Raw genomic sequence first — 22,161 nt, 5'->3', positions numbered from 1 at the left:
GTGCTGTAGGTGCACGTGCATTGACACGGCGCGCAGTCCATTCAGCGAGAGTGAAACAATGACGAAAAAGAACCTGGTGTATGTCTGGTCCCTGAGAAACGCCGCCGCCGACAAGGCCGGGCAGCCGGTGGCCTACAAGGACCATGAGCGTTACATGAAGTCGGTGCTGGAGTTTCTGGTGGGTTCGCTGAACGACACGCCGCTGGGCGAGGCCTATAACCTAGTTGGCGTGGTCTACGACGATGACGAGCAGAACCCGCGCGACCAGCAGTTGGTCAGCGATTACGGCTTTGCCTATAAACCGGGCCGCCAGTGGCTATACCCAGCGGACTTGCGCGTGCAGGGCTGCTTGGTCAACGACCTGTTGCTGAGCGTGCCGTCTACCTATCGCCGTCTGCCACGCGGCAGCGCGGAACATATCGCCGGCAAGCAGGATTTCGAGCGTCGCCTGCACGACACGTTGGTGGAATTGAAAGCCGATATCGTGGTGCTGGATGGGCTGCTGGTGATTCTGGATGAGCTGGTGCGGCCAGGTGCGCCATTTGCGCGACGGATCATGAACATTCACCCAGGCATTACCCGCATCGAATCGCCTTACGAACGCCGTGGGGCTTACGCCACCTGGAACGCCTTGTACGGCGCGCGCGGGCAAACGGTGGTGGACTGGGTGACCAAGGCAACCATGCCGTCGGAGCCGCTGTACCTGACCGGGGCGTCATTCCACTACGTGGATAACGGCATCGACTCCGGTGAAGTGTTCCACGACGTGCTCAAGACCGAGATTTCGCCGCAAGACACTATCCTTGAATTGCGCTGGAACAACTTCAACAACAGCCTGTTCCCGGCGTTGCATGAAGGGTTGGCGTTGTTGGCCAAGCAGGCCTAAAGCGGACGCGGTTGAGTGTGGCAGGGGGCTTGCCCCCTCCCACATTTGAAGGGTGTCGTTCTTAGAGTTCGCGCACTACGCGAAATCCAATCCAGTCTCCGCGCGTCTGCGGGTAGATGTTGTTGCGGTTGCCCGAGCGCGAAAATACCGGCGCCTCGCCCCAGTCGTTGCCACGAATCTGGTAGCTCTCGCAGTTCGGCTCCATCCAGGCGCTGCCGTCGGTAGGCGCGCCGATGTAATTGGGGTGCTCGCAGTCGGCAACCCGCTCGTAGACATTGCCGTGCATGTCGTACATGCCAAACGCGTTTGGTGGGTAGCTGCCGGCTGGCGAAGAGTAGCTGTAGCCATCCGCCGGGCCGTAGGTGTTGGCATGCTCGGCGATGCTGTAGCCCTTGCCTTCATCGAAGGCGAAAGGGAAGGGCCCGGTTGAGCCAGCGCGGGCGGCGTATTCACGTTGCGCTTCGCTGACCATCTGGTACTTTTGCCCGGTTTTTTTCGACAGCCAGGCCACGTAGTTTTTGATGTCGTCCATGTCCATGCACACCGCCGGTTGGCGTGGGCCTTGGGGGTAGCGCGGCTTGCTGGCGATGCATTCGCGGCCTGGGCGGTCGTCGCCATTGGCGATCTTGACCCCGGTCTGGCGCACGTAGCTGTCCCACTCTGCGGCGGTGACGTGGAAACGGCTCATGGCGAAAGGTTTGGCGAAGGTCACCTCATGCATCGGGCCTTCATCCGGCTCGCGGCCGACTTCGTCTTCCGGAGTGCCCATAGTGAAAGTGCCGGAAGGCAGCACGACCATTTCGGGGCAGTCCTTGCAGTCCTTGAATACTTTGCCCGGCTGTGGGGTGGCGGCCTGGGCCAGGCCGGGCAACAGCGCGCCGCACAGCGCGGTCAGCGCCAGGGCCGTCAGGGGCTTGAGTTGGGATGGAGTCATGTGGGCATCTCGTTCAAAGGAAAAAGTGGGATCACAGCCGTTGGCTCAACAAGCTCATGAAGCGCTGGATCTCATCCGAGCTGTTAAGCAGGCCGGGAGAGGTGCGAATCACCGGGCCGACATCGCGGTCTACCGCATCAATCACCACGCGGTTTTTCATCATGTGCGCTACCACCGCTTCGCTGTCCTGGTCCTTGACCCGGAAGAAGGTAAAGCCTGCCGACAGTTCGGGGCTGCGTGGCGTGACCAGTTCGATCCGCGGCTGGGTCAGCAGTTGGTCTTTGAGCTCGGTGTTGAGTGCATGAATGCGTGCCTGCACCGGCGCCTTGCCCAGTTGCAGGTGCAACTTGAAGGCTTCGTCCGCCGCCCAGCGATGCTCAAAGGCGTGGTAGCCGCCCGGGGTCATGGTGGTGGCGAAGTTGCTGTCTTCGGAGAAGGTCGGCACCGTCGGCGTGACGTATTTGTTCTGGCTGTCGCGAGCACAGACCAGTCCTGTGCCGCGCGGGCCGAACATCCATTTGTGGGTGCCAGCGATAAAAAAGTCGCAGCGCATGGCCGGGAAGTCGAGGTTTTCCACGCCGAAGCCATGCACGCCGTCGACCACGTAGAGGATGCGATCCTGCTCGTCACGGTCGCGGTTGATTTCTTCGACCAGCTTGCCGATCTCGCCGACGGGTAGCTTCACACCACTGCCCGATTGCACCCAGGTCATGCCCAGTACGCGGGTGTTGGGGCGAATGGCGCGCTTGATGTTACCCAGCACTTCGTCGCTGGACACCTGGCTTGCCTGCTCAAACAAGCGGATTCGACGCACCTGCGTGCCTTGCCGGGCGACGCGAAAATCCAGCACGCTTTGTGTGGCGTAGTGTTCGTGCTCGGTGGTCAGAATTTCCTGGTCCGGCCGCAGTTTGATGCCGCCGTAGATCATCGCCAGGCCTTCGGAGGTACTGCCGGTCAGCGCAATCTGTGACGGCTTGGCGTCCAGGTAGCGACCGGCCCATTCGCGTACCTGGCCCTCACGTTTCCAGGTTTCCTCAAGCCCCCAGTCCATCGCCAGGCCCGGGTTCCGGTCGATCTGTTGGCGGTAACGGTCAATCGCCTCGCGCACAGGCTTGGGGTGTGAAGTCACCAGAAAATTAGAAAAATGCAGGTAGCTCGGGTCCTGGTTGAAGAGCTGCTTGAACCCCGTCCATGGGTCGTTTACAGCGGGCGTCGGGCTGGCTGCCACGGCCTGCGGCATAAGAGCGGCGCCCAGCGGCAGGCTGGCGGCGAATATGCCAGCCTGCTTGAGAAATGTACGGCGGTCGGTCATGGACTTGCTTCCAGGTGGTTAGCGGTTGGCCAATGGCTTGGCGGCTTTTTGTACCTGGTCCCACACCCGCAGGAAGTTGCCTCCCCACAGCTTGGCGATATCGGCCTCGGAGTAACCACGCTGGATCAGCTCGGCGGTGACGTTGCGCACCTCGCCGACGTTCTCCCAGCCCTGGAGGCCGCCGCCATCGTTGAAGTCCGACGCTATGCCGACGTGATCAATGCCGATCTTGCGCACGGTGTAGTCGATGGCATCGCCCCAATCCTTGAGAGTGGCCTTGGGTTCTTCTTCAAGAATGCCGTACAGGCCCTGGGCATATTGGCCGAACTTCTGTTCGGACCAGGCGGCGATAATCGCGTCGCCGGGCATCAAGGCCATGGCCAGGTCTGGCAGCGGCGGCAAGTCGAAACGCGCGCGCAGGGCGTTGAGTTTTTCCTGGGTTGGCTGGCTCAGCGGGCGCAAATAGGCCGGGAAACCCACCACCTGCACCACGCCGCCGCTGTTCTTGATCAGTTGCAGTTCTTTGTCGCTGAGGTTGCGCGGGATATCCACCGAGGCGCGCGGTGCCGAGTGGGACGCCACCATCGGTGTGCGGCTCAGTTGCGCCACCTGTTCCAGGGCCTTGGTCGACATTTGCGACACATCGATGATCACGCCCAGGTCATTGAGGCGATGCACCGCTTGCTGGCCGATCTCCGACAGCCCGTCGAGGGCGTCGGTGGTGTCATTGAAAAACGGCAGTGGGCGCGACGAGTCGGACCAGGCGTTGTTGCCGATATAGCTGAAGCCGAACATGCGCATGCCGCGCGCCGCCCACAGGTCCAGCTGGTTCAGGTCGTTGCCCAGCGGGTAGGCGTTGAGCATGCTGATAAACACCGCGAACTTGCCCTCGCCATGCAGTCGGCGGAAATCATCCGGGGTGTAGGCAATGCCGACTTGATTGGGAAAGTCGCGCACCATGCCGGAGATGATCTTGTAGCGCACCTCCTGTTCGTGGCGGGCCTCCTCGACAAAACCCTCGGTGGGTTTGTGCGGCGCATTGGGGCCGTTCCAGATTTCCGGCCAGCCGAAAATTGTCAGGGCCGCGCCCGACAAGCGCCCACGTGCAGCCTTGGCCAAGTCGAATTGGCCGCTGCCCTCTTTGTCGGCCTCATTGCCGGCCGTGCCAAAATCCATCGGCACGGTGATGTGGCTGTCGAACGACAGCAAGCGGTCCTGCATTTCATTGGCTTGCTTGATCACCTCCAGCGGGTAGCCAGCATTGCCCTGGAGCCAGTGGTCCCAGGCCAGAAAGCCAGCCCCGGCGCCGATGGCCAAGGCCAGCGGCAGGCCGATTAACAGCGCCTTTTTCGAACGTGGTTTTGTCATTGCCATCTCAGTCAGTTGAGGCCTTTGCTATCAGGGGAGAACGAGCCATGGCGGGGGAAATTTAGGCCCGGGTAGCGTGGCGGTAAATTTCTCGCCACTGCAAACGTTCTAGCTCTGATTAAGCCGTTTCCTAAGGTAGACAATGACCATCTCTCGACGTGGGTTCATCGCAGGCCTGGCACTGACAGGCGCCGCCGTGCCTGCGGCCTTTTACGCCCATCGCGAGCTGACGCGTGAAGAAGAATTCCCCATTACGCCGGGCGAGGCTACGGTGGATTTGGCCGACACCGAAGGCCAGCACCTGGCGAACATTCTGCGCGGCGTCTGGCGCCTGCGCCTGGAAGGCCATGATGCCGGTTTAAAAGGCTTGCCGTTGCAAGGCCTGGAACTGCTGCTCGACATCGCCCCGCGCGGGCGCGGCTTGCGCGGTTACCTGGACACCGCAGAAAACCTGCGCGCCGAAGGCGAGCCGCGCTACCGCGTGCTCGGTGACGTGCTGACAGGCGAGGGCGCCTTGCTCTATTGGCGTCTGATCGACCGCGATGCAGCCAATGGCGCGCCAGCCTATGAATTCAAGATGACCCTCGACGAAGTCTGGGCCGACTTCGCCAACGCCGGCAGCAGTACCCTCAGCGGGCAGATCCTCAACCTCGATCGCCCGCTGGCCTTGACCGAGCATGACAACCGCTTTATTGCCCACAAGCAGCTGTTTCCCGAAGCCCGCCAACGTATCGGCCTCAACCCGACCCTGCTGGCCTGGCTGATTGCCCCCGAACACCGGCTGTTCCACCAGCTGTGGCATGCCACCCGAGACCAATGGCACAAGCTCTCGCAAGAAAAGCGCGACGCCTTGCGCGGTATTGGCTGGCAGCCTGGCCCGCGCGGCCAGGAACGCGACGCACGTGGCAAGCGCAAAGACCGTAACGGCTCCGGTATCGACTTCTTTTTCATGCACCGCCATATGCTCGGCACCGCACGCGCCATGCAAGATTTGCCGTCGTGGCCGCAATTTCCCGAGCCGCAGCCAGCGCTGGAGCACGATCGCCTGGGCTTTGTGCGTTATTTCGATAACCACGACGGCTTTGCGCTGCCGCCCTGTTGGTCGGCGCCGGATGACAGTGAGTACACCCAATGGGTCAGCGATATTAAGGCGGCCGAGACCTACCACAGCAACTTCCAGGTCTGGGAATCCCAGTACCGCGACCCGCGCTACCTGGCCAAGCTGACCTTGGGCCAATTGGGCTCCGAGATGGAGCTGGGCCTGCACGACTGGCTGCACATGCGCTGGGCCTCGGTGCCGCGTGACCCGTCTAACGGCGCGCCAGTGCCGTTCGCCCGCGACCCGGCGGACTTTGCCGCGCGCTGGTATGCGCCGGAGAACGACTTTCTCGGTGACCCGTTTTCATCGCATGTAAACCCGGTGTTCTGGCACTTCCACGGCTGGATCGATGACCGCATCGAGGACTGGTTTCGTGCCCATGAACGCTTCAACCCAGGCGAGGTCAGCCGACTTGAGGTCAATGGCGTGAACTGGTTCGCGCAGGGGCGTTGGGTGGAAGTCGGCGACCCGTGGCTGGGGCCGGACACTCACGGTTGCAGCACCACGCCGGGGCTGCAGATGGGGCGTTCGATGGAAATGGACCCTGAGACTATGAAACTCGCGTTGCGCATTACCTTCGCGGATGAAGAGCAGGGGTTGCAGGCGTTGTTCAAGCGTGTGCCGAAGCGGCCTTGGTATGCCCGGCACTTGAAGATCAAGTGATACCTGGGACATTGGGCCAGAGGTCGGAAACCAGAAACAGGCGTTCGGCTTCCTCCCAGTCATCGCCATTGCGCACCAGGCGCACCAACAGCTGCGCCGGCGCCATCGGGTCCAGCGCCGCCAGCCAGCCTTGCATCTGCTCCTCACGCCAGACTTGATCCTGCGGGTAATGCGCTGGCGCCAACCAGGCGTGGCGGGGCAGGGGTTGCCAACGGCCTGGCAGGCTGGCGCTGACGAAATCGCGCCAGTCACGCTGATGCAGCCAGCGCCCACGTAAATGCTGCGGATGGGCGCCGTGGGGGGATTCGGCCTGGCCCGGCCAGGGGTAAAGTAAATACCCGCCGAGCCACAAATGCGCATCAAACTGCTGGATATCCAGCGTGGCCAGCACCTCGCGGCTTTCCGGGCGCGCTGAAATCGGCAATTGATGCTCGGCCAGGTGCTTAAGCTTGCGGTCCAGCCGGTCATGGCAGCCGGGGCCCAGCCATTGTGCGGCGTCCTGGCCTTCGCCGTGCTGTGGCCCTAGATAGAGTTTGATCGCCAGTTCCAGGTGGTGCACGCCGTCGCGGTCGCGTACCAGCATGTCCAGCTCGCCTAAGGTATGCCCGGCGCGGCGGATCGGCAGGTTGGCGGCGAGCAATTCGACACCCGGAGCCTGCTGCACGGCAAACTGCCACAGGCGCTCGTAATACACGCCCAAACGCCGGGTGCGGGCAAGGCTGAGCCACTGCTGCAAGGCGCGGCTGTCCTGATCGAGTGTGCGTAACCACGATTCTAGAAGGTGCGGGGCCTGCACCCAGTCGCTGCCGGCCAGTGGGTGGCGCTGGGGCCAGGGCGTTTGCGCGAGCATCGGCGGGGCGAGCATCACCCACGCCAAGTCGCGCACCTCAGAGTGCCGCAACTGGCGGGGCAGGTTGTGCAAATCCGGGAACACGGTCATGGTCCGAGCATAGTCTTTTAAGCGCTGCCTGGGTGGCTGAGAACTATTGTCATCAAGGCTTCACGGCGACAAAGGATTTTGCCTGAGGCGGCCTTTCGCCCATAATCGTTTTTTTGCCACACCCCATTCCCGCAGGAGCCCCATGGAGCAATTTCGCAATATCGGCATTATCGGTCGCCTGGGCAGTACCCAGGTGCTGGACACCGTCCGCCGACTGAAAAAGTTTTTGCTCGAGCGCCACCTGCACGTGATCCTCGAAGACACCATCGCCGAAATCCTACCGGGCCATGGCCTGCAAACCTCGTCGCGCAAAATGCTCGGCGAAGTCTGCGACATGGTTATCGTCGTCGGCGGTGACGGCAGCCTGCTCGGCGCCGCCCGGGCTTTGGCGCGGCATAACGTGCCGGTGCTGGGGATCAACCGTGGCAGCCTGGGGTTTCTGACGGATATCCGCCCGGATGATCTGGAAGTTGAAGTCGCCAAGGTGCTCGACGGTCATTACCTGGTGGAGAACCGCTTCCTGCTGCAAGCCGAAGTGCGACGCCACGGCGAAGCTATCGGCCAGGGGGATGCGCTCAACGACGTGGTGCTGCACCCCGGCAAATCCACACGCATGATCGAGTTCGAGCTGTATATCGACGGCCAGTTCGTGTGCAGCCAGAAGGCCGACGGCCTGATCGTCGCCACACCGACCGGTTCCACGGCCTACGCGCTGTCGGCCGGCGGCCCGATCATGCACCCCAAGTTGGACGCCATTGTGATCGTGCCGATGTACCCCCATATGTTGTCCAGCAGGCCAATTGTGGTCGACGGCAACAGTGAGCTGAAAATCGTGGTGTCCAAAGACATGCAGATCTACCCGCAAGTCTCCTGTGACGGGCAGAACCATTTCACCTGCGCCCCCGGTGACACCATCACCGTGAGCAAAAAGGCGCAGAAGCTGCGGCTGATCCACCCGCTGGATCACAACTACTACGAAGTGTGCCGCACCAAGCTGGGCTGGGGCAGCCGCTTGGGGGGTGGAGGCGACTGATGCTCGATCCCGCGCGCAGCTACGACTTGATTGGTGACGTGCACGGTTGCGCTCATACCCTTGAGCATTTGCTCGAACGGCTGGGCTACCACAAACAGGCTGGCACCTGGCGCCATCCGTCGCGAATGGCGGTGTTCCTCGGCGATATCATCGACCGTGGCCCACGCATTCGCGAGGCACTGCATATCGTCCACGACATGGCCGAGGCAGGCCAGGCGCTGTGCATCATGGGCAACCACGAGTTCAACGCGCTGGGCTGGAGCACACCCGCGCCGCCGGGCAGCGGCAAGCAGTTCGTGCGCGAGCACAACCCACGCCATGCGCGGTTGATCCACGAAACCTTGACCCAATTCGAACAGCACCCGGCTGACTGGCACGATTTTCTCGGCTGGTTCTATGACATGCCGCTGTTTGTCGACGCCGGGCGTTTTCGTGTGGTGCATGCGTGTTGGGACGAGGGCTTTATCCAGCCGCTGCGCGCGACGTTCCCGGATGGTTGCATCGACCAGCACTTCCTGCAGGCCGCCGCCGTGCCGGGCAGTTTCGCCTGCAACGCCTTCGACCGTCTGCTGCGTGGCACCGACATGCGCCTGCCGGATGGCTTGACGCTGACCGGCGGCGATGGACTGACGCGCTCATTCTTCCGCACCAAATTCTGGGAAGACGACCCGAAAACCTACGGCGACATCGTGTTCCAGCCCGATGCACTGCCGGAGCCGGTGGCGCGTACGCCACTGTCGTCGACTGAAAAAAACTCCCTGCTGCGCTATGGCGTCGACGAGCCGTTGCTGTTCGTCGGGCATTACTGGCGTAGCGGCAAACCGGCACCGATCCGCCCGAACCTGGCCTGCCTGGACTACAGCGCCGTGCTGTACGGCAAGCTGGTGGCCTACCGGCTGGATCAGGAAACCCAGCTGGATCCGCGCAAGTTTATGTGGGTCGATGTTGAGCGGTCGCAGGTGATCACATGAGCCTGCGCGTACCGTCACTGAACTTTTAAGGAAGCACCATGGATGATTCGACGTTCGACCAGTTGGAGGCCGCGCTGTCTGCGGCGCCCGGCAATGTCGCGCTGCTGACGCTGCTGCTCGGCGCCAGCCTTGAGCGCGGCGAGCATGAGCGCGGGCTTAAACTGCTGCCGGCCGACCTTGAACAGTGGGCCGACGCCGCGGCCCTTAAACTGGCCGCAGCGCAATTGTGTCTTGCCGCCGGCGATGCTGCGCGAGCCTTGCAACTGATTGAGGGCGAAGACCCTGCCGCGCGCCTGCTCAAGGCGCGCGCGCTGGCAGCGCTGGAGCGGCTCAAGGAGGCCCAGGTTGAATACCGCGCGGCGGTAGCCGCCAATCCGGCGCTGGAAGACATGGCGCTGTGGCGCCGGTTGAATGTGTCGGTGCTGGATTTTCCGGCAGCCGAAGGGCGGCCGCGTCTGCGCGTGATTTCCAATGACGATACTGACCAGAGCGAAGTGGTGCGCCTGCTGGTGCCGGAAAAGGAAACCCTGACCTTTGATGATATCGGTGGGCTGGATGAGCTGAAAAAGACCATCCACAAAAAGATCATCCTGCCGTATCAGAAACCCGGGCTGTTCCAGCGCTTTCGCAAAAAGGTCGGCGGCGGCGTGCTGCTGTACGGTCCACCCGGCTGCGGCAAGACGTTGTTGGCCCGTGCTACGGCCGGGGAGTGCAAGGCGACGTTTTTCAATGTGGCCATCTCCGATGTGCTGGACATGTACATCGGCGAGTCCGAGCGCAAGTTGCACGCGTTGTTCGAGCAGGCACGGGCACAGGCGCCTGCGGTGATGTTCTTCGATGAAGTCGAGGCGCTCGGCGGCAAACGTTCCAATACCCGCGAGTCGACGTCGTCAAAACTGGTCAGCCAGTTCCTGTCCGAGATGGACGGATTTAGCAATGACAACCACGGGGTGTTGATCCTCGCCGCGACCAACGTGCCGTGGTCGGTGGATTCGGCATTCCGTCGTCCCGGTCGCTTTGACCGCGTCCTGTTTGTACCGCCGCCGGACCGTGCGGCGCGCGAAAGCATGCTCCAGGTAATGATGAAAGGGCGGCCCATGGCCGATGACATTGACTTTGCCTTCCTGGCCAAGAACACCTCGGGCTTCTCGGGCGCGGACCTCAGCGAGTTGGTGGAAACCGCCGCCGATGAGGCGATTGAAGCCTCGATCGAGAGTGGCACCGAGCAGTCGATTTGCGACCGTCATTTCAAGGCTGCGTTGAAAGAAGTACGCGCCACCACCCTGGAATGGTTGACCACGGCGCGCAACTACGCGCGATATGCTAATGAAGGCAATCAATATGACGAGGTGTTGGCCTTCCTCGACAAACACGGGAAGGGTCGCTGATGGCGCAGTACGGTGGTTACCGCATCGAAGATGAACCGCGCCCGGGCGCCTTGGCCAAGTGGGCGGTTTCGCCGCTCTGGCCATTGCTGGGCCTGATGCTGGGCGGTGCCTGGCTGGGTTTACCATGGTTCGTGTTCAACTCGATTGCCGTGGGCAGCCCGACGCGCGTGCGCGAGTGGGTCCTGGCCGGTGTGGCACTGGTGGGCAGCGTGGTGATCGGGTTCGGCTTGCTGCAATTGGTAGGCTTTGGCTTTATCCAGTCCCAGGCCCAGATCCAATATGCCTTGTTGGTGCTGGTCGTATGGAAATTGAGCATTGGTTACCTGTTGTATATGCAGCAGAACGCGACCATCGAGATTTACCAGTACTACGGCGGCGTCCTTAGCCGTTTTGGTCTGCCATTGGCGTTGATTGGTGGCTTTGTGCTCAAGAGCATGGTGGTCAAGTGGGTGCCGAGCACCCTTTGGTATCTGGTGGTGAGCTGATGAATACCGATTACCTGCTGCAATTGGCCTATCAGCGCCTACAGGCTGATCACAATGACGGCGCCATCGATGCATTGCGCCAGCTGCTGGCCAGCGATCCGCATTCGGCTGAAGCCCACGCATTGCTGGCGATCTGCTTGATGAACATGCGGCGCGTGCATGCGGCTAAACGTGAAGTGCAACTGGCACTGGCGGCCGATGCGCAGATGCCGCTTGCCCACTACGCGGCCGCCCAAGTGGCGATTGCCCTGCGCAAATTCAGTCTGGCCCAGGAGCATCTGACCCAACTGCTGGATATGGAACCGCTCAACCCCATCAATTACCGCTGCCTGGCCGAGCTATATCAGTTGACCGGCCGCCTGGCGCAGAGTCGCGAGCCGTTAGAAAAAGCCCTCGAGCTGGCCCCTGACGATGCGTCCAATCTGGTCGCCATGGCGCAGTTTCATCGTGCCAGCGGCCATTGGGACCAGGCGCATCAATTCGCGCGCCAGGCGTTGCAGGCCGATCCGAGTAATGCGGGCGCGGTGGTGGTGCTTGGGCATTTGCTGCTGCGCGAAGGCGATATCAATGGCGCCCGCGACCATGCCATCTGGGCCCTGCAGGAAAACGCCACGAATGTCGCGGCGTTGCACCTGCTGACGGCAGTAAAAGCCCGCAGCAATGTGTTTCTCGGTGCCTGGTGGCGCTTCAACAGCTGGATGAACGAGCGCAGCGCCACCCGCGCTATTGTCCTGCTGCTGTTTATGTTCGTGGTCTATCGTGTGGTGGTCATCACCCTGGCGACCCAGGGTTACCCGCAAGTGGCCCAGATGATTGACTGGGTGTGGCTGGCGTTTGCGGCCTATACCTTCGCGGCACCGCAGATCTTCCGGCGCTTGCTGGAAAAGGAGCTGGCCCAGGTCAAGCTGTCCAAGGAATTCTGACGCGCCGGTATCGAGCCCGGCCGTCAATTGTCATTACTGTATTCGCTGAACCAGCGACCGTTATAAAGAGGTGCTGCACATGTCGTCCTTTGCTGAAATGATCGAAAACATCACCCCGGACATCTACGAAAGCCTCAAGCTCGCCGTGGAAATCGGCAAGTGGTCCGATGGCCGCAAGCTCACCGCCGAGCAGCGTGAACTGTCCCTGCAAGCGGTAATCGCCTGGGAAATCCAGAACCTGCCCGAAGAGCAGCGTACCGGCTATATGGGCCCGCAGGAATGCGCGTCGAAGTCGGCGCCAGTGCCGAATATCCTGTTCAAGTCGGATGCGATCCATTGATTGAAATTGGTCGCGGTGCAGTCAGCAAAATGTCGGCGCAACTCGGTGAGCCGACCGTTCAATATGCGTTTCGTCTGGGCGATACCGAAGTGCCGGTCAACCCGTTGATCGGCACTCATGTGCGCCTGGAATACCTCGGCGCCATCCATTGCAGCCATTGCGGCCGCAAGACCAAAACCAGTTTCAGCCAGGGTTACTGCTACCCGTGCATGACCAAACTGGCCCAGTGTGACCTGTGCATCATGAGCCCCGAGCGTTGCCATTACGACGCCGGCACCTGCCGTGATCCGGGTTGGGGCGAAACATTCTGCATGACCGACCATGTGGTGTACCTGGCCAACTCTTCAGGCATCAAGGTCGGCATCACCCGTGCCACCCAATTGCCGACCCGTTGGTTGGACCAGGGCGCCAGCCAGGCGCTGCCGATCATGCGTGTTGCGACTCGTCAGCAATCGGGTTTCGTCGAAGACCTGTTCCGCAGCCAAGTGGCCGACAAGACCAACTGGCGCGCGCTGCTAAAGGGTGACGCACAATCGGTGGACCTTGCGCAGGTGCGCGATCAGCTGTTCGCCTCGTGCGCAGACGGCCTGCTGAGTTTGCAGGAACGCTTTGGCCTGCAGGCCATCCAACCGGTAACCGACATCGAACCGCTCGAAATCCGTTACCCGGTGGAGCAGTATCCCGCCAAGATCGTCAGCTTCAACCTGGACAAGAACCCGATTGCCGAAGGCACGCTGCTGGGGATCAAGGGCCAATACCTGATCTTCGACACCGGCGTTATCAACATTCGTAAGTACACGGCCTACCAGCTCGCCGTGCATCAGTAAAAGGATGCCACCCATGCGTACCGAACAACCGAAGATGATTTACCTGAAGGACTATCAGGCGCCGGATTACCTGATCGAAGAGACGCACCTGACCTTCGAGTTGTTCGAGGACCACAGCCTGGTCCACGCGCAGCTGGTGCTGCGCCGTAACCCCGAGCGGGGCGCTGGTTTGCCGCCGCTGGTGCTCGATGGCCAGCAGCTTGAGCTGTTGTCCGTGAACCTGGGCGACCGCGAACTGAGCGAAAACGACTACCAACTGACTGACAGCCACCTGACCCTGCACCCGACCAGCGCCACCTTCACGGTCGACACCAGCGTGCGTATTCACCCGGAAACCAACACCGCCCTGGAAGGCTTGTACAAATCCAGCGGCATGTTCTGCACCCAGTGCGAGGCCGAAGGGTTCCGCAAGATCACCTATTACCTCGACCGCCCGGACGTGATGAGCACGTTCACCACCACGGTGATCGCCGAGCAACACCGCTACCCCGTGCTGCTGTCCAACGGCAACCCGATTGCCAGCGGCCCAGGTGAAGACGGCCGCCACTGGGCGACTTGGGAAGACCCGTTCAAGAAACCCGCTTACCTGTTCGCGCTGGTCGCCGGTGATTTGTGGTGCGTTGAAGACACCTTCACCACCATGACCCAGCGTGAAGTCGCATTGCGCATTTATGTCGAGCCGGAAAATATCGACAAATGCCAGCACGCCATGAACAGCCTGAAAAAATCCATGCGCTGGGACGAAGAGACCTACGGCCGCGAGTATGACCTCGACATTTTCATGATCGTGGCGGTCAACGATTTCAACATGGGGGCCATGGAGAACAAGGGCCTCAATATCTTCAACTCCAGCGCCGTGCTGGCCCGCGCCGAAACCGCCACCGACGCCGCGCACCAGCGGGTCGAGGCCATTGTTGCCCACGAATACTTCCACAACTGGTCGGGCAACCGCGTGACCTGCCGCGACTGGTTCCAGCTGTCGTTGAAGGAAGGCTTCACCGTGTTTCGTGATTCCGGCTTTTCCGCCGACATGAACTCGGCCACGGTCAAGCGCATCCAGGATGTAGCGTACTTGCGTACTCACCAGTTCGCCGAAGACGCAGGTCCCATGGCGCACGCCGTGCGCCCGGACAGCTTCATCGAAATCTCCAATTTCTACACCCTGACCGTTTATGAAAAAGGCTCGGAAGTGGTCGGCATGATCCACACCTTGCTCGGCGCCGACGGCTTCCGCAAAGGCAGCGACCTGTACTTTGAGCGTCATGACGGCCAGGCCGTGACCTGTGATGATTTCATCAAGGCCATGGAAGACGCGAATGGTGCCGACCTGACCCAGTTCAAGCGCTGGTACAGCCAGGCCGGTACGCCACGCCTGGCGGTAAGCGAGTCCTACGACGCCGCAGCCAAGACCTACAGCCTTACCTTCCGCCAGAGCTGCCCGCAAACCCCGGACAAGGTTGAAAAACTGCCGTTTGTGATTCCGGTTGAGCTGGGCCTGCTGGACACGCAGGGCGCCGGTGTCGCCCTGCGCCTTGCCGGTGAAGCAACTGCTGGCGGTACGTCTCGGGTGATTTCGGTGACCGAGGCCGAGCAGACCTTCACCTTCGTTGATATCGCCGAACAGCCGTTGCCGTCCTTGCTGCGTGGTTTCTCGGCGCCAGTGAAACTGAGCTTCCCGTACAACCGCGATCAACTGATGTTCCTGATGCAGCACGACAGCGACGGCTTCAATCGCTGGGATGCTGGCCAACAACTGTCGGTGCAGGTGTTGCAGGAACTGATCGGCCAGTATCAGGCCGGGCAGCCGCTGAAGCTTGATCAGCGCCTGATCGACGCGCTGCGCACAGTGCTCAGCGATGAAAGCCTGGATCAGGCGATGGTCGCTGAAATGCTGTCGTTGCCGAGTGAAGCCTACTTGACCGAGATCAGCGAAGTGGCGGATGTCGACGCCATCCACGCAGCCCGTGAGTTTGCGCGCAAGCAATTGGCCGACAACCTCTACGAATCGCTGTGGCTGCGCTACCAGGCCAATCGCGAGCTGTCAGAGCAGACGCCCTACGTGGCGGAGGCTGAGCACTTTGCACGGCGTGCCTTGCAGAACATCGCCCTGTCGTACCTGATGCTCAGCGGCAAGCCTGAGGTGCTGACGGCGACGCTGGACCAATTCGATACCAGCGACAACATGACCGAGCGTCTGACCGCGCTGGCGGTATTGGTGAATTCGCCATTCGAGGCCGAGAAGGGCAAGGCGCTTGCGGTGTTTGCCGAAAACTTCAAGGACAACCCTTTGGTCATGGACCAGTGGTTCAGCGTACAGGCCGGCAGCAGCTTGCCGGGCGGGCTGGTGCGGGTCAAAGCGTTGATGGAACACCCGGCGTTCAACATCAAGAACCCGAACAAGGTGCGTGCACTCGTCGGCGCGTTTGCCGGACAGAACCTGATCAACTTCCACGCTGCGGATGGCTCGGGTTACCGTTTTCTCGCGGACCTGGTGATCCAGCTGAACGGGTTCAACCCGCAGATTGCCTCGCGCCAGTTGGCGCCATTGACTCGCTGGCGCAAATACGACACTGCGCGCCAGGCCTTGATGAAGGCGCAGTTGGAGCGCATTCGTGCCTGCGGTGAGCTGTCGACTGATGTGTTCGAGGTGGTCAGCAAAAGCCTTGCCTAAAAAGAGCTCTTGAAAAAACGGCCTACGGGCTAATGCCGATCAGTTAAGCCTTCTTGCTTGACCTTTGGCCGCAAGAAATCAAAATCCGATGCCTGTACTGGCATCGGATTTTTTTATGCATCTCGCTCGAGCCCTGGAACTGACTCATAACATCGCCTCCACTCCCAACGCCATTAAGGGATTGGATTCCTTGCTCGACCCTTCTCTGGTCGAGCAGGCACTTGAACAGGCAGGCGTGGCGACCCTGTGCAAGCGGCGTTTGCCCTAGGAAATGATGCTTTGGTGCGTGATCTCCATGGCGCCCAATTACTGGGTTACAACTTGTTGCGCTATCAGAGGCTGGAAATGAGTCGTCACTGTCGAGGAATTTACCCATGCGAAATGACTTTACCGCGTCCACCTGGGCGATCCTCGGGTTTATCAACAGCGTCTGGGCTGATCGTTCCGGGAACATCTTCAAACACCTGGCCGAGCTTCATGCTTTAGCCATGCATTATGCCCAGCCTCATCGACGGGAGGAGCGCGTTTATCCTTGTGCTATCAGACTCAAATCGCCGAACTCTCCCATCAGAAAGAAAAATGCCAGTCAGCTTGACTGACTGGTATTAGGCCTACGGGCCGTTTTTTTAGCTTCCGACAAGGGCTTCACTGCTGACATTTCCTGACAGTGCGCTCTGCTAAGCTGCCGCACATTTTACTTTCTTCAGGCGGGAACGAAGTGTCGCGTACGACTCGTTTACTGACGTTGCTCCAGGCCCTGCGAGGCAAAAAACGCCCGGTGACCGCCGCTGTTCTTGCGGCGCAACTGGAAGTGTCCGAGCGCACGCTGTACCGAGACATTGCCGAATTGACCGCCTTGGGCGCACCTATATTTGGCGAAGCGGGGGTGGGGTATGTAATGCGCAGCGGTTTGTTTCTGCCGCCATTGATGCTGAACGCCGAGGAAACCGAAGCGATTGTGCTCGGTTTGCGCTATGTGGACCAGCGTGGCGATGATGTGCTGAGTCGCGCTGCCGCCAACGCGTTGGCGAAAATAGCTGACGTGCTCGATCCTGCTGCTCAGGAGGCGTTGCGCAACCCGACGCTGCTGCCCGGTCCGCCCGGTTTCGGCTACCCGGAAAACCGTGTGCCGCTTAACGTGTTTCGCGACGCCATCCGCAACCAGTCCAAGCTGCATATCGACTACGCCGACGCCAGCCAAACCCAGAGCCAGCGCCTGATCTGGCCGTTGGCCCTGGGTTTTCTGAATGAGGTGCGCGTGATTGTGGCGTGGTGCGAATTACGCGGGGCCTATCGCACCTTTCGCACCGACCGCGTGGCCGCCGCCGACGCCCAGGGCGAACGTTATCCGGGGCGCCGCAGCGACTGGCTGCGGGCTTGGCGCAAAGTGATGGAACAGAATGAGTCCGGGCCGTTTACTCCTGACAAAAACTGACACGTTCCTGGCTTAGCATAGCGTTACAAATCACTGACAAGGAGCTGTGCCATGTCGAGCATGCCTGAACTGGCCCCGGCCATTGTGGCTTACATCGCTGCGACCAATACCTGTGATACCTCGGCCATTGCCCGTTGTTTTGCCGACGATGCGAATGTGTTCGATGAAGGCGAGCATCAAGTCGGTACGACCGCTATTGCCCGTTGGATAGAGGACACGGGGCGTCGTTACCAGCCACGGGTCGAAGTGCTCAATGTGCAGCTGCGTACCGGTAAGGTATTGGTCAGCAATGTGGTGTCCGGCAATTTCCCCGGCAGCCCGCTGGAGCTGCGCTACACGTTTCGCCTGAACGAGCAGGGTAAGATTTCACGCCTGGATATCTCCCTGTAGGCCATACTGGCGCGCATGACTTTCGACTCGCCTCTCGCCGCTTACCAACACGCCATCGCCCAGCAAGGTTTCGTCCCCGACGATGCCCAGCGCCGGGCGGTGCAAGCCTTGCAACACTGCCACGAAGCCTTGCACCAGGGTCGTTCACCGATCACCGGTGTTTACCTGTGGGGCCCGGTGGGGCGAGGTAAAACCTGGTTGATGGACCGGTTCTATCAAAGCCTGCGGGTGCCCGCGCGGCGCCAGCATTTCCATCACTTCATGGGCTGGGTGCATCAGCGCTCATTTCAGCTCAGCGGTATCCAAGACCCGCTGCAGGCCTTGGCCCGGGAGCTCGCTCGGGAAGTGCGTGTGTTGTGTTTCGACGAGCTGTTCGTGAATGACATCGGTGACGCGATTATCCTCGGCCGCTTATTCCAGGTAATGTTCGAGGAGGGTGTGGTGATGGTCTGCACCTCGAATCAGCCACCCGACCAGCTCTACGCCGGTGGCTTCAACCGCGAGCGCTTCGTGCCGGGCATCGCGGCGATCCAGAAGCATATGCAGGTGGTGGCGGTAGACGGCGTTGAGGATCACCGTTTGCACCCTGGCGCCGGTGTGCAGCGCTATTGGGTGAAGCAGCCGGGTGCACTCGCTACAGTGTTCAAGCAGTTGAGTGAAGGACAGTCGGTGAGCTATGGCCCGGTCAATGTCGGCTTTCGCGCGATTGTGGCAGTGCAGGCCAGCGACACGGTGTTTTGGTGTCGCTACTGTGATCTGTGCGAGCAGCCGCTGGCTGCCATGGACTTCATGCTGTTGTGCGACCGCTTCGATGCCATCGTGCTGGGTGAAGTGCCTGATTTGAGCGCACAAAAACGCCCCGCGCGCATCGCCCGTGGCACCGAAGATGCAGCCCAGCGCGTGGTGGCCGGTGATCGCGAGTTGCCGGAACTGTCGGTGCACGATGACAGTGTGCGGCGCTTCATCGCGCTGGTGGACGAGTGCTACGACCGCAAAGTGCCGTTGTTTATCGAGGCTCAAGTACCGCTGCAAAACCTCTACACCGAGGGCTATCTGGAGTTTGCATTCCGGCGTACCCTCAGCCGTTTGCAGGAGATGCAACTGCAGCGTTTCGGCGCGTAGGACACATCTATGAACCCGCCTGATGGCAGTCGTTGGCGCACTAAACCTTCGTGCTTTCAGTCGGGCATTTGTAGTTAATCTCCTTCATCTACTGCCGACTACGCGCTTACAATCGTTCCTTGTAAAGGGAGCTGATTCCCTTGTGGTCGTTATTGAGGAAGGAAATGGACACCCCAGACATCCTGGTGCTGCAAGCCAGCTACACCAACCCCGTGCATGCCGAGGCGATCGGCCTGGTGCTCAACCATTACGCCGAAGACCCGATGGGCGGCGGTCACACGTTGCCTGCCGACCTGCTGCAGCAACTGCCTGCCGAACTGGCCAAGCGCCCCCACGCTTTCAGCGTACTGGCGTTTGTCAACGGTGAGCCTGCAGGGCTGGTCAATTGCTTTGAAGGGTTCTCGACGTTCGCCTGCCGCCCGCTGGTCAACGTTCACGACGTGGTGGTGATGAATCAGTTTCGTGGCCTGGGGTTGAGTCAGAAAATGCTGCATAAGGTCGAGGAAATCGCTCGTCAGCGTGGTTGCTGCAAGATCACCCTAGAGGTGCTTGAGGGCAATGACGTGGCTCAGGCGGCGTATCGAAAGTTCGGTTTTGATGATTCGATCTTTGACCCGGCCCACGGGCGCATGCTGTTTTGGAATAAGCCGCTTTAGTCGCCGTACTTAATAAAGTTAGCGCAAAAAAAAGGCGCCATTAAATGGCGCCAAGTTAACCTTTGCCAACGGAGCGGAATGGCACAGGGGGATACGGATTAACTAACTATTAAATCAGCTGTTCGGTTGTGGCTCTGCGCTGGATTGTTCAGCCGTTACGGACTTCACGTTCTTGCCGTCGGCAATCGCTGTTGGGTCAGTGGTGCCGTGGGTCTTTTGCTGAATGAACGTGAAGTCGTTGTAGAACTGCTTAGAGCGCTCTGAGCCGCCTTCTGCAAAGGCGGCAACGGAGGTCAGGGTCATCAGGCTGGCAAGCATCAAGGTTGAGAGTTTCATGGCAGTGTTCCCATTAAGAGTGATAGGTGACTGATCGCTCCGTGATCCGATTCGTAGGGCGACTATGGCGCTATCTTATTAAGTGGGAATTAACGTGGAAGTGCCGCGAAGTTAACGTTTCTGTTAACTTCGGGTTTGTGGTTATAGCCGCCAATCCAAGGCGAGCGTGAGGGAACGTGGGTCGCCCCAATACACACCATTATAAAAACCGACACGCTCGTAATATTTTTTATCGAATAGATTATTGATGTTGATCGAGGCAGACACATGTTCGTCGAACTGATAGCGCGACATCAGGTTGACTACGGTGTAGGCCTGTTGAGTGATCTTCGTGCGCGTGGTGATCAGGCGGCCTTCAGCATTCCGCGTGCCGGTTGGCCGGTTGCTGAATTCATAGATGTCGCTCTGCCAATTCACTGCGCCGCCCACGGTCAGATTGTGCCATTCGCCCGGCAGTCGGTAGGCGCTGGAGAGCTTCAGCAGGTTAAGCGGCTGCTCGGTATTGTTGCGCTTGCCCGAGCCTTTCAACGCGTGGGTGTAGGTGTAGCCCGCAGTCACATTCCAATCGGGCATGATTTCACCGGCGGCTTCCAGCTCGAAACCTTTTACCTTGTTACCTTTGCCACCGGATTTGTAGTACTCCTCGCCCGTGATCGGGTTTGGCCGTACTGAGTCGTCCAGCTCTGCCACGTTGTCCTGGGTGCTCCAGAAGTACGCTGCTGCCAGGTTCAAACGCTCGTCCAACACGCTGCCCTTGAGGCCGACTTCATAGTTACTGCCCACTACAGGTTCCAGGTATTGCTTGCTGGCATCCCGCTTGCCCTGGGGCTTGAAGATATCGGTGTAACTTGCATAAACGGTGTATTGCGGCGTTATGTCGTAAAGCAGCCCAGCGTAGGGCGTCCACATATCGTTGTGGGTCTGGCGGGTCTTGTTGGCCTTGGTCAGTTGGTCGTTGGCATCATAGGCGGGTTCTGCGTTCTCCAGTTCCCAGCTGCCGTAACGGCTGCCGAGCACGGCGTGCAAACGCTCTGTCAGGCTCAGGCGCGTCGCCAGGTAGCCGGCTTTCTGCTGTTTTTTGCTGTGTTCACCCTTGAGCCCCGTGACGGTGTCGGGGAATTTGCCGATCCCGCCCATGTGTTTCCAGTCTGCAATGGTGCCGTACCCGGCAGGTGTATCGCCTCGGCGCATGAACGGCGAAACATCCCGTTGCGCGGCCTCGCCATACCCCATCATCAACTCGTGTTCACGGCCCAGCAGGCGGTAGCTGCCGGCAAGATTGAGGTCGATTGCCTCCATCCTGGAGGTGCCGAGCATATGACTGGACCAGGCGTACATACCGCTGCGATCCGCATTCGGGAAACCCTCGCCGCCGTAGTACACCTTACCGTCGGTGTCGCTTTGCCGATGGGTATAGGCTGCCTTCAGGTGCCAGTCACCTGCGAGCCGATGGTCCAGCGTCGCGAAGGTGGTCTTGTCCGTCAGCGGCCAGGAACTCCAATCGGCCGCCATGTTGGTGGAGCGTGACAGCTTGGCCTTGCCGCCCTGGCTGTTCCAGTAGGGCACGGTGCCCCAGGAAGTGCCTTGCACATGCTTGTCCTGGTAATCAAAGCCTACAGCCAGCACGGTATCGTCTGAAAGATCGCCCTCCAGAATGCCGTAGCCGACAGACCGCTGTAGCCCATAGTTGTCACGGAATGACTGGCTGTCGCGGTAGGCCAACACGGTGCGCCCGCGCAGTCGCCCGTCAAATGCCAGCGGGCCGCCCACATCCACGTAGCTGTAGTAGTTGTCATGGCTGCCACCGCTCACGCCGGTTTTTGCCTGCCATTGAGCGGTGGGGCGTTTGCGTACCATATTGACGGTGGCCGAGGGGTCGCCCGCACCGGTAGTTAAGCCCGTGGCGCCGCGTACCACTTCGATGTGGTCGTAGATGATGGTGTCTGAGTCCGACTTCATATAGCCGAAGGTATTGAGCATCCCGTCAATCTGGTAGTTGGTGATGGCGTAGCCACGGGACGAATAATAGACGCGGTCGGAGTCGTAGTGCTGGACGTTGACGCCGGTGGTCTGGCGTAACACCTCGGTCAGGGTATTGAGGTTGAAGTCATCCATTTGCTGACGGGTGATCACCGACACTGACTGCGGAGTTTCCTTGATGGACAGGTTGAGCTTGGTGGCGGTGCTCATCGACCCGGTGGTGTAGGCCCCGGTGTGCTCGGTGGCGGTGCCCAGGCCTTCGGCAGTGATGCTGGTAGCACCCAACTCAAGGGCTTTGGTCGGCGGGTGTTCGGGGGCGGTTTCGGCCAGCAGCACCGGGCTCAGAGCGGCGCCGAACAGGCCGAGGGTGAGGGTCATGGAACGCTTAAAAGGCGCTAACAT

General features: G+C 60.3%; 22 protein-coding genes. 16 read left to right on the top strand and 6 right to left on the bottom strand.

Annotated elements, in window-relative coordinates:
- The first annotated feature begins 58 nt into the window (after nt 1-58).
- Nucleotides 59-886, top strand: a complete 828-nt coding sequence (locus FW764_RS02555; protein ID WP_446432604.1) for a N(5)-hydroxyornithine transformylase PvdF — start codon at nt 59-61, stop codon at nt 884-886.
- Between the two features lie 61 nt (nt 887-947).
- On the opposite strand, the gene pvdO is transcribed toward FW764_RS02555, so the two are convergent.
- From pvdO to pvdM, 3 genes are read right to left on the bottom strand one after another with little or no spacing between them, the layout of a single operon-like run.
- Entirely contained in the window at nt 948-1,820 is an 873-nt protein-coding gene (gene pvdO / locus FW764_RS02550; RefSeq protein ID WP_446432603.1) for a dihydropyoverdine dehydrogenase, read from the bottom strand.
- A 31-nt stretch (nt 1,821-1,851) separates the two neighbouring features.
- Nucleotides 1,852-3,132, bottom strand: coding sequence for a pyoverdine-tailoring periplasmic protein PvdN (gene pvdN / locus FW764_RS02545; protein ID WP_446432602.1), 1,281 nt, complete (start codon nt 3,130-3,132; stop codon nt 1,852-1,854).
- Nucleotides 3,133-3,150: 18 nt separating this feature from the next.
- Nucleotides 3,151-4,500: a pyoverdine-tailoring dipeptidase-like protein PvdM gene (gene pvdM / locus FW764_RS02540; RefSeq protein ID WP_446432601.1), complete on the bottom strand. Its 1,350-nt coding sequence runs from the start codon at nt 4,498-4,500 to the stop codon at nt 3,151-3,153.
- A 142-nt stretch (nt 4,501-4,642) separates the two neighbouring features.
- On the opposite strand from pvdM, the gene pvdP reads away from it, so the two are divergent.
- Complete coding sequence (gene pvdP, locus FW764_RS02535) at nt 4,643-6,262, top strand: pyoverdine maturation tyrosinase PvdP (protein ID WP_446432600.1); 1,620 nt, start codon at nt 4,643-4,645, stop codon at nt 6,260-6,262.
- Here pvdP and FW764_RS02530 read toward each other — a convergent pair.
- Nucleotides 6,255-7,202: a DUF1853 family protein gene (locus FW764_RS02530; RefSeq protein ID WP_446432599.1), complete on the bottom strand. Its 948-nt coding sequence runs from the start codon at nt 7,200-7,202 to the stop codon at nt 6,255-6,257. The genes pvdP and FW764_RS02530 overlap by 8 nt on opposite strands.
- A 142-nt stretch (nt 7,203-7,344) precedes the next feature.
- Between FW764_RS02530 and FW764_RS02525 the strand changes: the two genes are divergently transcribed.
- The 14 genes from FW764_RS02525 (at nt 7,345) to FW764_RS02460 (ending at nt 19,443) form a co-directional block, all read left to right on the top strand.
- Nucleotides 7,345-8,235, top strand: coding sequence for an NAD(+) kinase (locus FW764_RS02525; protein ID WP_010210870.1), 891 nt, complete (start codon nt 7,345-7,347; stop codon nt 8,233-8,235).
- On the top strand, nt 8,235-9,206 hold the full coding sequence (locus tag FW764_RS02520; RefSeq protein WP_446432598.1) for a metallophosphoesterase: 972 nt from the start codon (nt 8,235-8,237) through the stop codon (nt 9,204-9,206). Before FW764_RS02525 ends, FW764_RS02520 begins: the two co-directional genes overlap by 1 nt.
- Nucleotides 9,207-9,244: 38 nt before the next feature.
- Nucleotides 9,245-10,594, top strand: a complete 1,350-nt coding sequence (locus FW764_RS02515) for an ATP-binding protein (RefSeq protein WP_446432597.1) — start codon at nt 9,245-9,247, stop codon at nt 10,592-10,594.
- Complete coding sequence (locus FW764_RS02510) at nt 10,594-11,079, top strand: hypothetical protein (RefSeq protein ID WP_446432596.1); 486 nt, start codon at nt 10,594-10,596, stop codon at nt 11,077-11,079. Before FW764_RS02515 ends, FW764_RS02510 begins: the two co-directional genes overlap by 1 nt.
- The gene (locus tag FW764_RS02505) at nt 11,079-12,002 is read left to right on the top strand and encodes a tetratricopeptide repeat protein (RefSeq protein WP_446432595.1); all 924 of its coding nucleotides are present in this window, start codon (nt 11,079-11,081) and stop codon (nt 12,000-12,002) included. Before FW764_RS02510 ends, FW764_RS02505 begins: the two co-directional genes overlap by 1 nt.
- 79 nt (nt 12,003-12,081) lie before the next feature.
- Nucleotides 12,082-12,342, top strand: a complete 261-nt coding sequence (locus FW764_RS02500) for a YeaC family protein (protein ID WP_017138108.1) — start codon at nt 12,082-12,084, stop codon at nt 12,340-12,342.
- Nucleotides 12,339-13,169: a DUF2797 domain-containing protein gene (locus tag FW764_RS02495; RefSeq protein ID WP_446432594.1), complete on the top strand. Its 831-nt coding sequence runs from the start codon at nt 12,339-12,341 to the stop codon at nt 13,167-13,169. The genes FW764_RS02500 and FW764_RS02495 overlap by 4 nt, the downstream gene beginning before the upstream one ends.
- A gap of 13 nt (nt 13,170-13,182) precedes the next feature.
- Entirely contained in the window at nt 13,183-15,840 is a 2,658-nt protein-coding gene (gene pepN, locus FW764_RS02490) for an aminopeptidase N (protein WP_446432593.1), read from the top strand.
- 115 nt (nt 15,841-15,955) lie between these two features.
- Nucleotides 15,956-16,108, top strand: a complete 153-nt coding sequence (locus tag FW764_RS02485; protein ID WP_446432592.1) for a hypothetical protein — start codon at nt 15,956-15,958, stop codon at nt 16,106-16,108.
- Between the two features lie 106 nt (nt 16,109-16,214).
- A complete protein-coding gene (locus tag FW764_RS02480) occupies nt 16,215-16,439 on the top strand; it encodes a hypothetical protein (RefSeq protein WP_446432591.1) in 225 nt (74 codons plus the stop codon).
- Nucleotides 16,440-16,558: 119 nt separating this feature from the next.
- Entirely contained in the window at nt 16,559-17,275 is a 717-nt protein-coding gene (locus FW764_RS02475; RefSeq protein WP_446432590.1) for a helix-turn-helix transcriptional regulator, read from the top strand.
- Nucleotides 17,276-17,326: 51 nt separating this feature from the next.
- The gene (locus FW764_RS02470; protein ID WP_446432589.1) at nt 17,327-17,665 is read left to right on the top strand and encodes a nuclear transport factor 2 family protein; all 339 of its coding nucleotides are present in this window, start codon (nt 17,327-17,329) and stop codon (nt 17,663-17,665) included.
- A gap of 15 nt (nt 17,666-17,680) precedes the next feature.
- Nucleotides 17,681-18,787, top strand: coding sequence for a cell division protein ZapE (zapE, locus tag FW764_RS02465; protein WP_446432588.1), 1,107 nt, complete (start codon nt 17,681-17,683; stop codon nt 18,785-18,787).
- Nucleotides 18,788-18,951: 164 nt separating this feature from the next.
- Nucleotides 18,952-19,443, top strand: a complete 492-nt coding sequence (locus FW764_RS02460) for a GNAT family N-acetyltransferase (RefSeq protein WP_446432587.1) — start codon at nt 18,952-18,954, stop codon at nt 19,441-19,443.
- 114 nt (nt 19,444-19,557) lie between these two features.
- Here the strand turns inward: FW764_RS02460 and FW764_RS02455 are convergent, their stop codons facing one another.
- The gene (locus tag FW764_RS02455) at nt 19,558-19,779 is read right to left on the bottom strand and encodes a hypothetical protein (protein WP_446432586.1); all 222 of its coding nucleotides are present in this window, start codon (nt 19,777-19,779) and stop codon (nt 19,558-19,560) included.
- A 141-nt stretch (nt 19,780-19,920) separates the two neighbouring features.
- The gene (locus FW764_RS02450; protein WP_446432585.1) at nt 19,921-22,161 is read right to left on the bottom strand and encodes a TonB-dependent siderophore receptor; all 2,241 of its coding nucleotides are present in this window, start codon (nt 22,159-22,161) and stop codon (nt 19,921-19,923) included.

The sequence above is a fragment of the Pseudomonas sp. 1152_12 genome (assembly GCF_052850675.1).
Note: the sequence above shows the minus strand (reverse complement) of the source record. Positions and strands in the feature narration are given on the sequence as shown.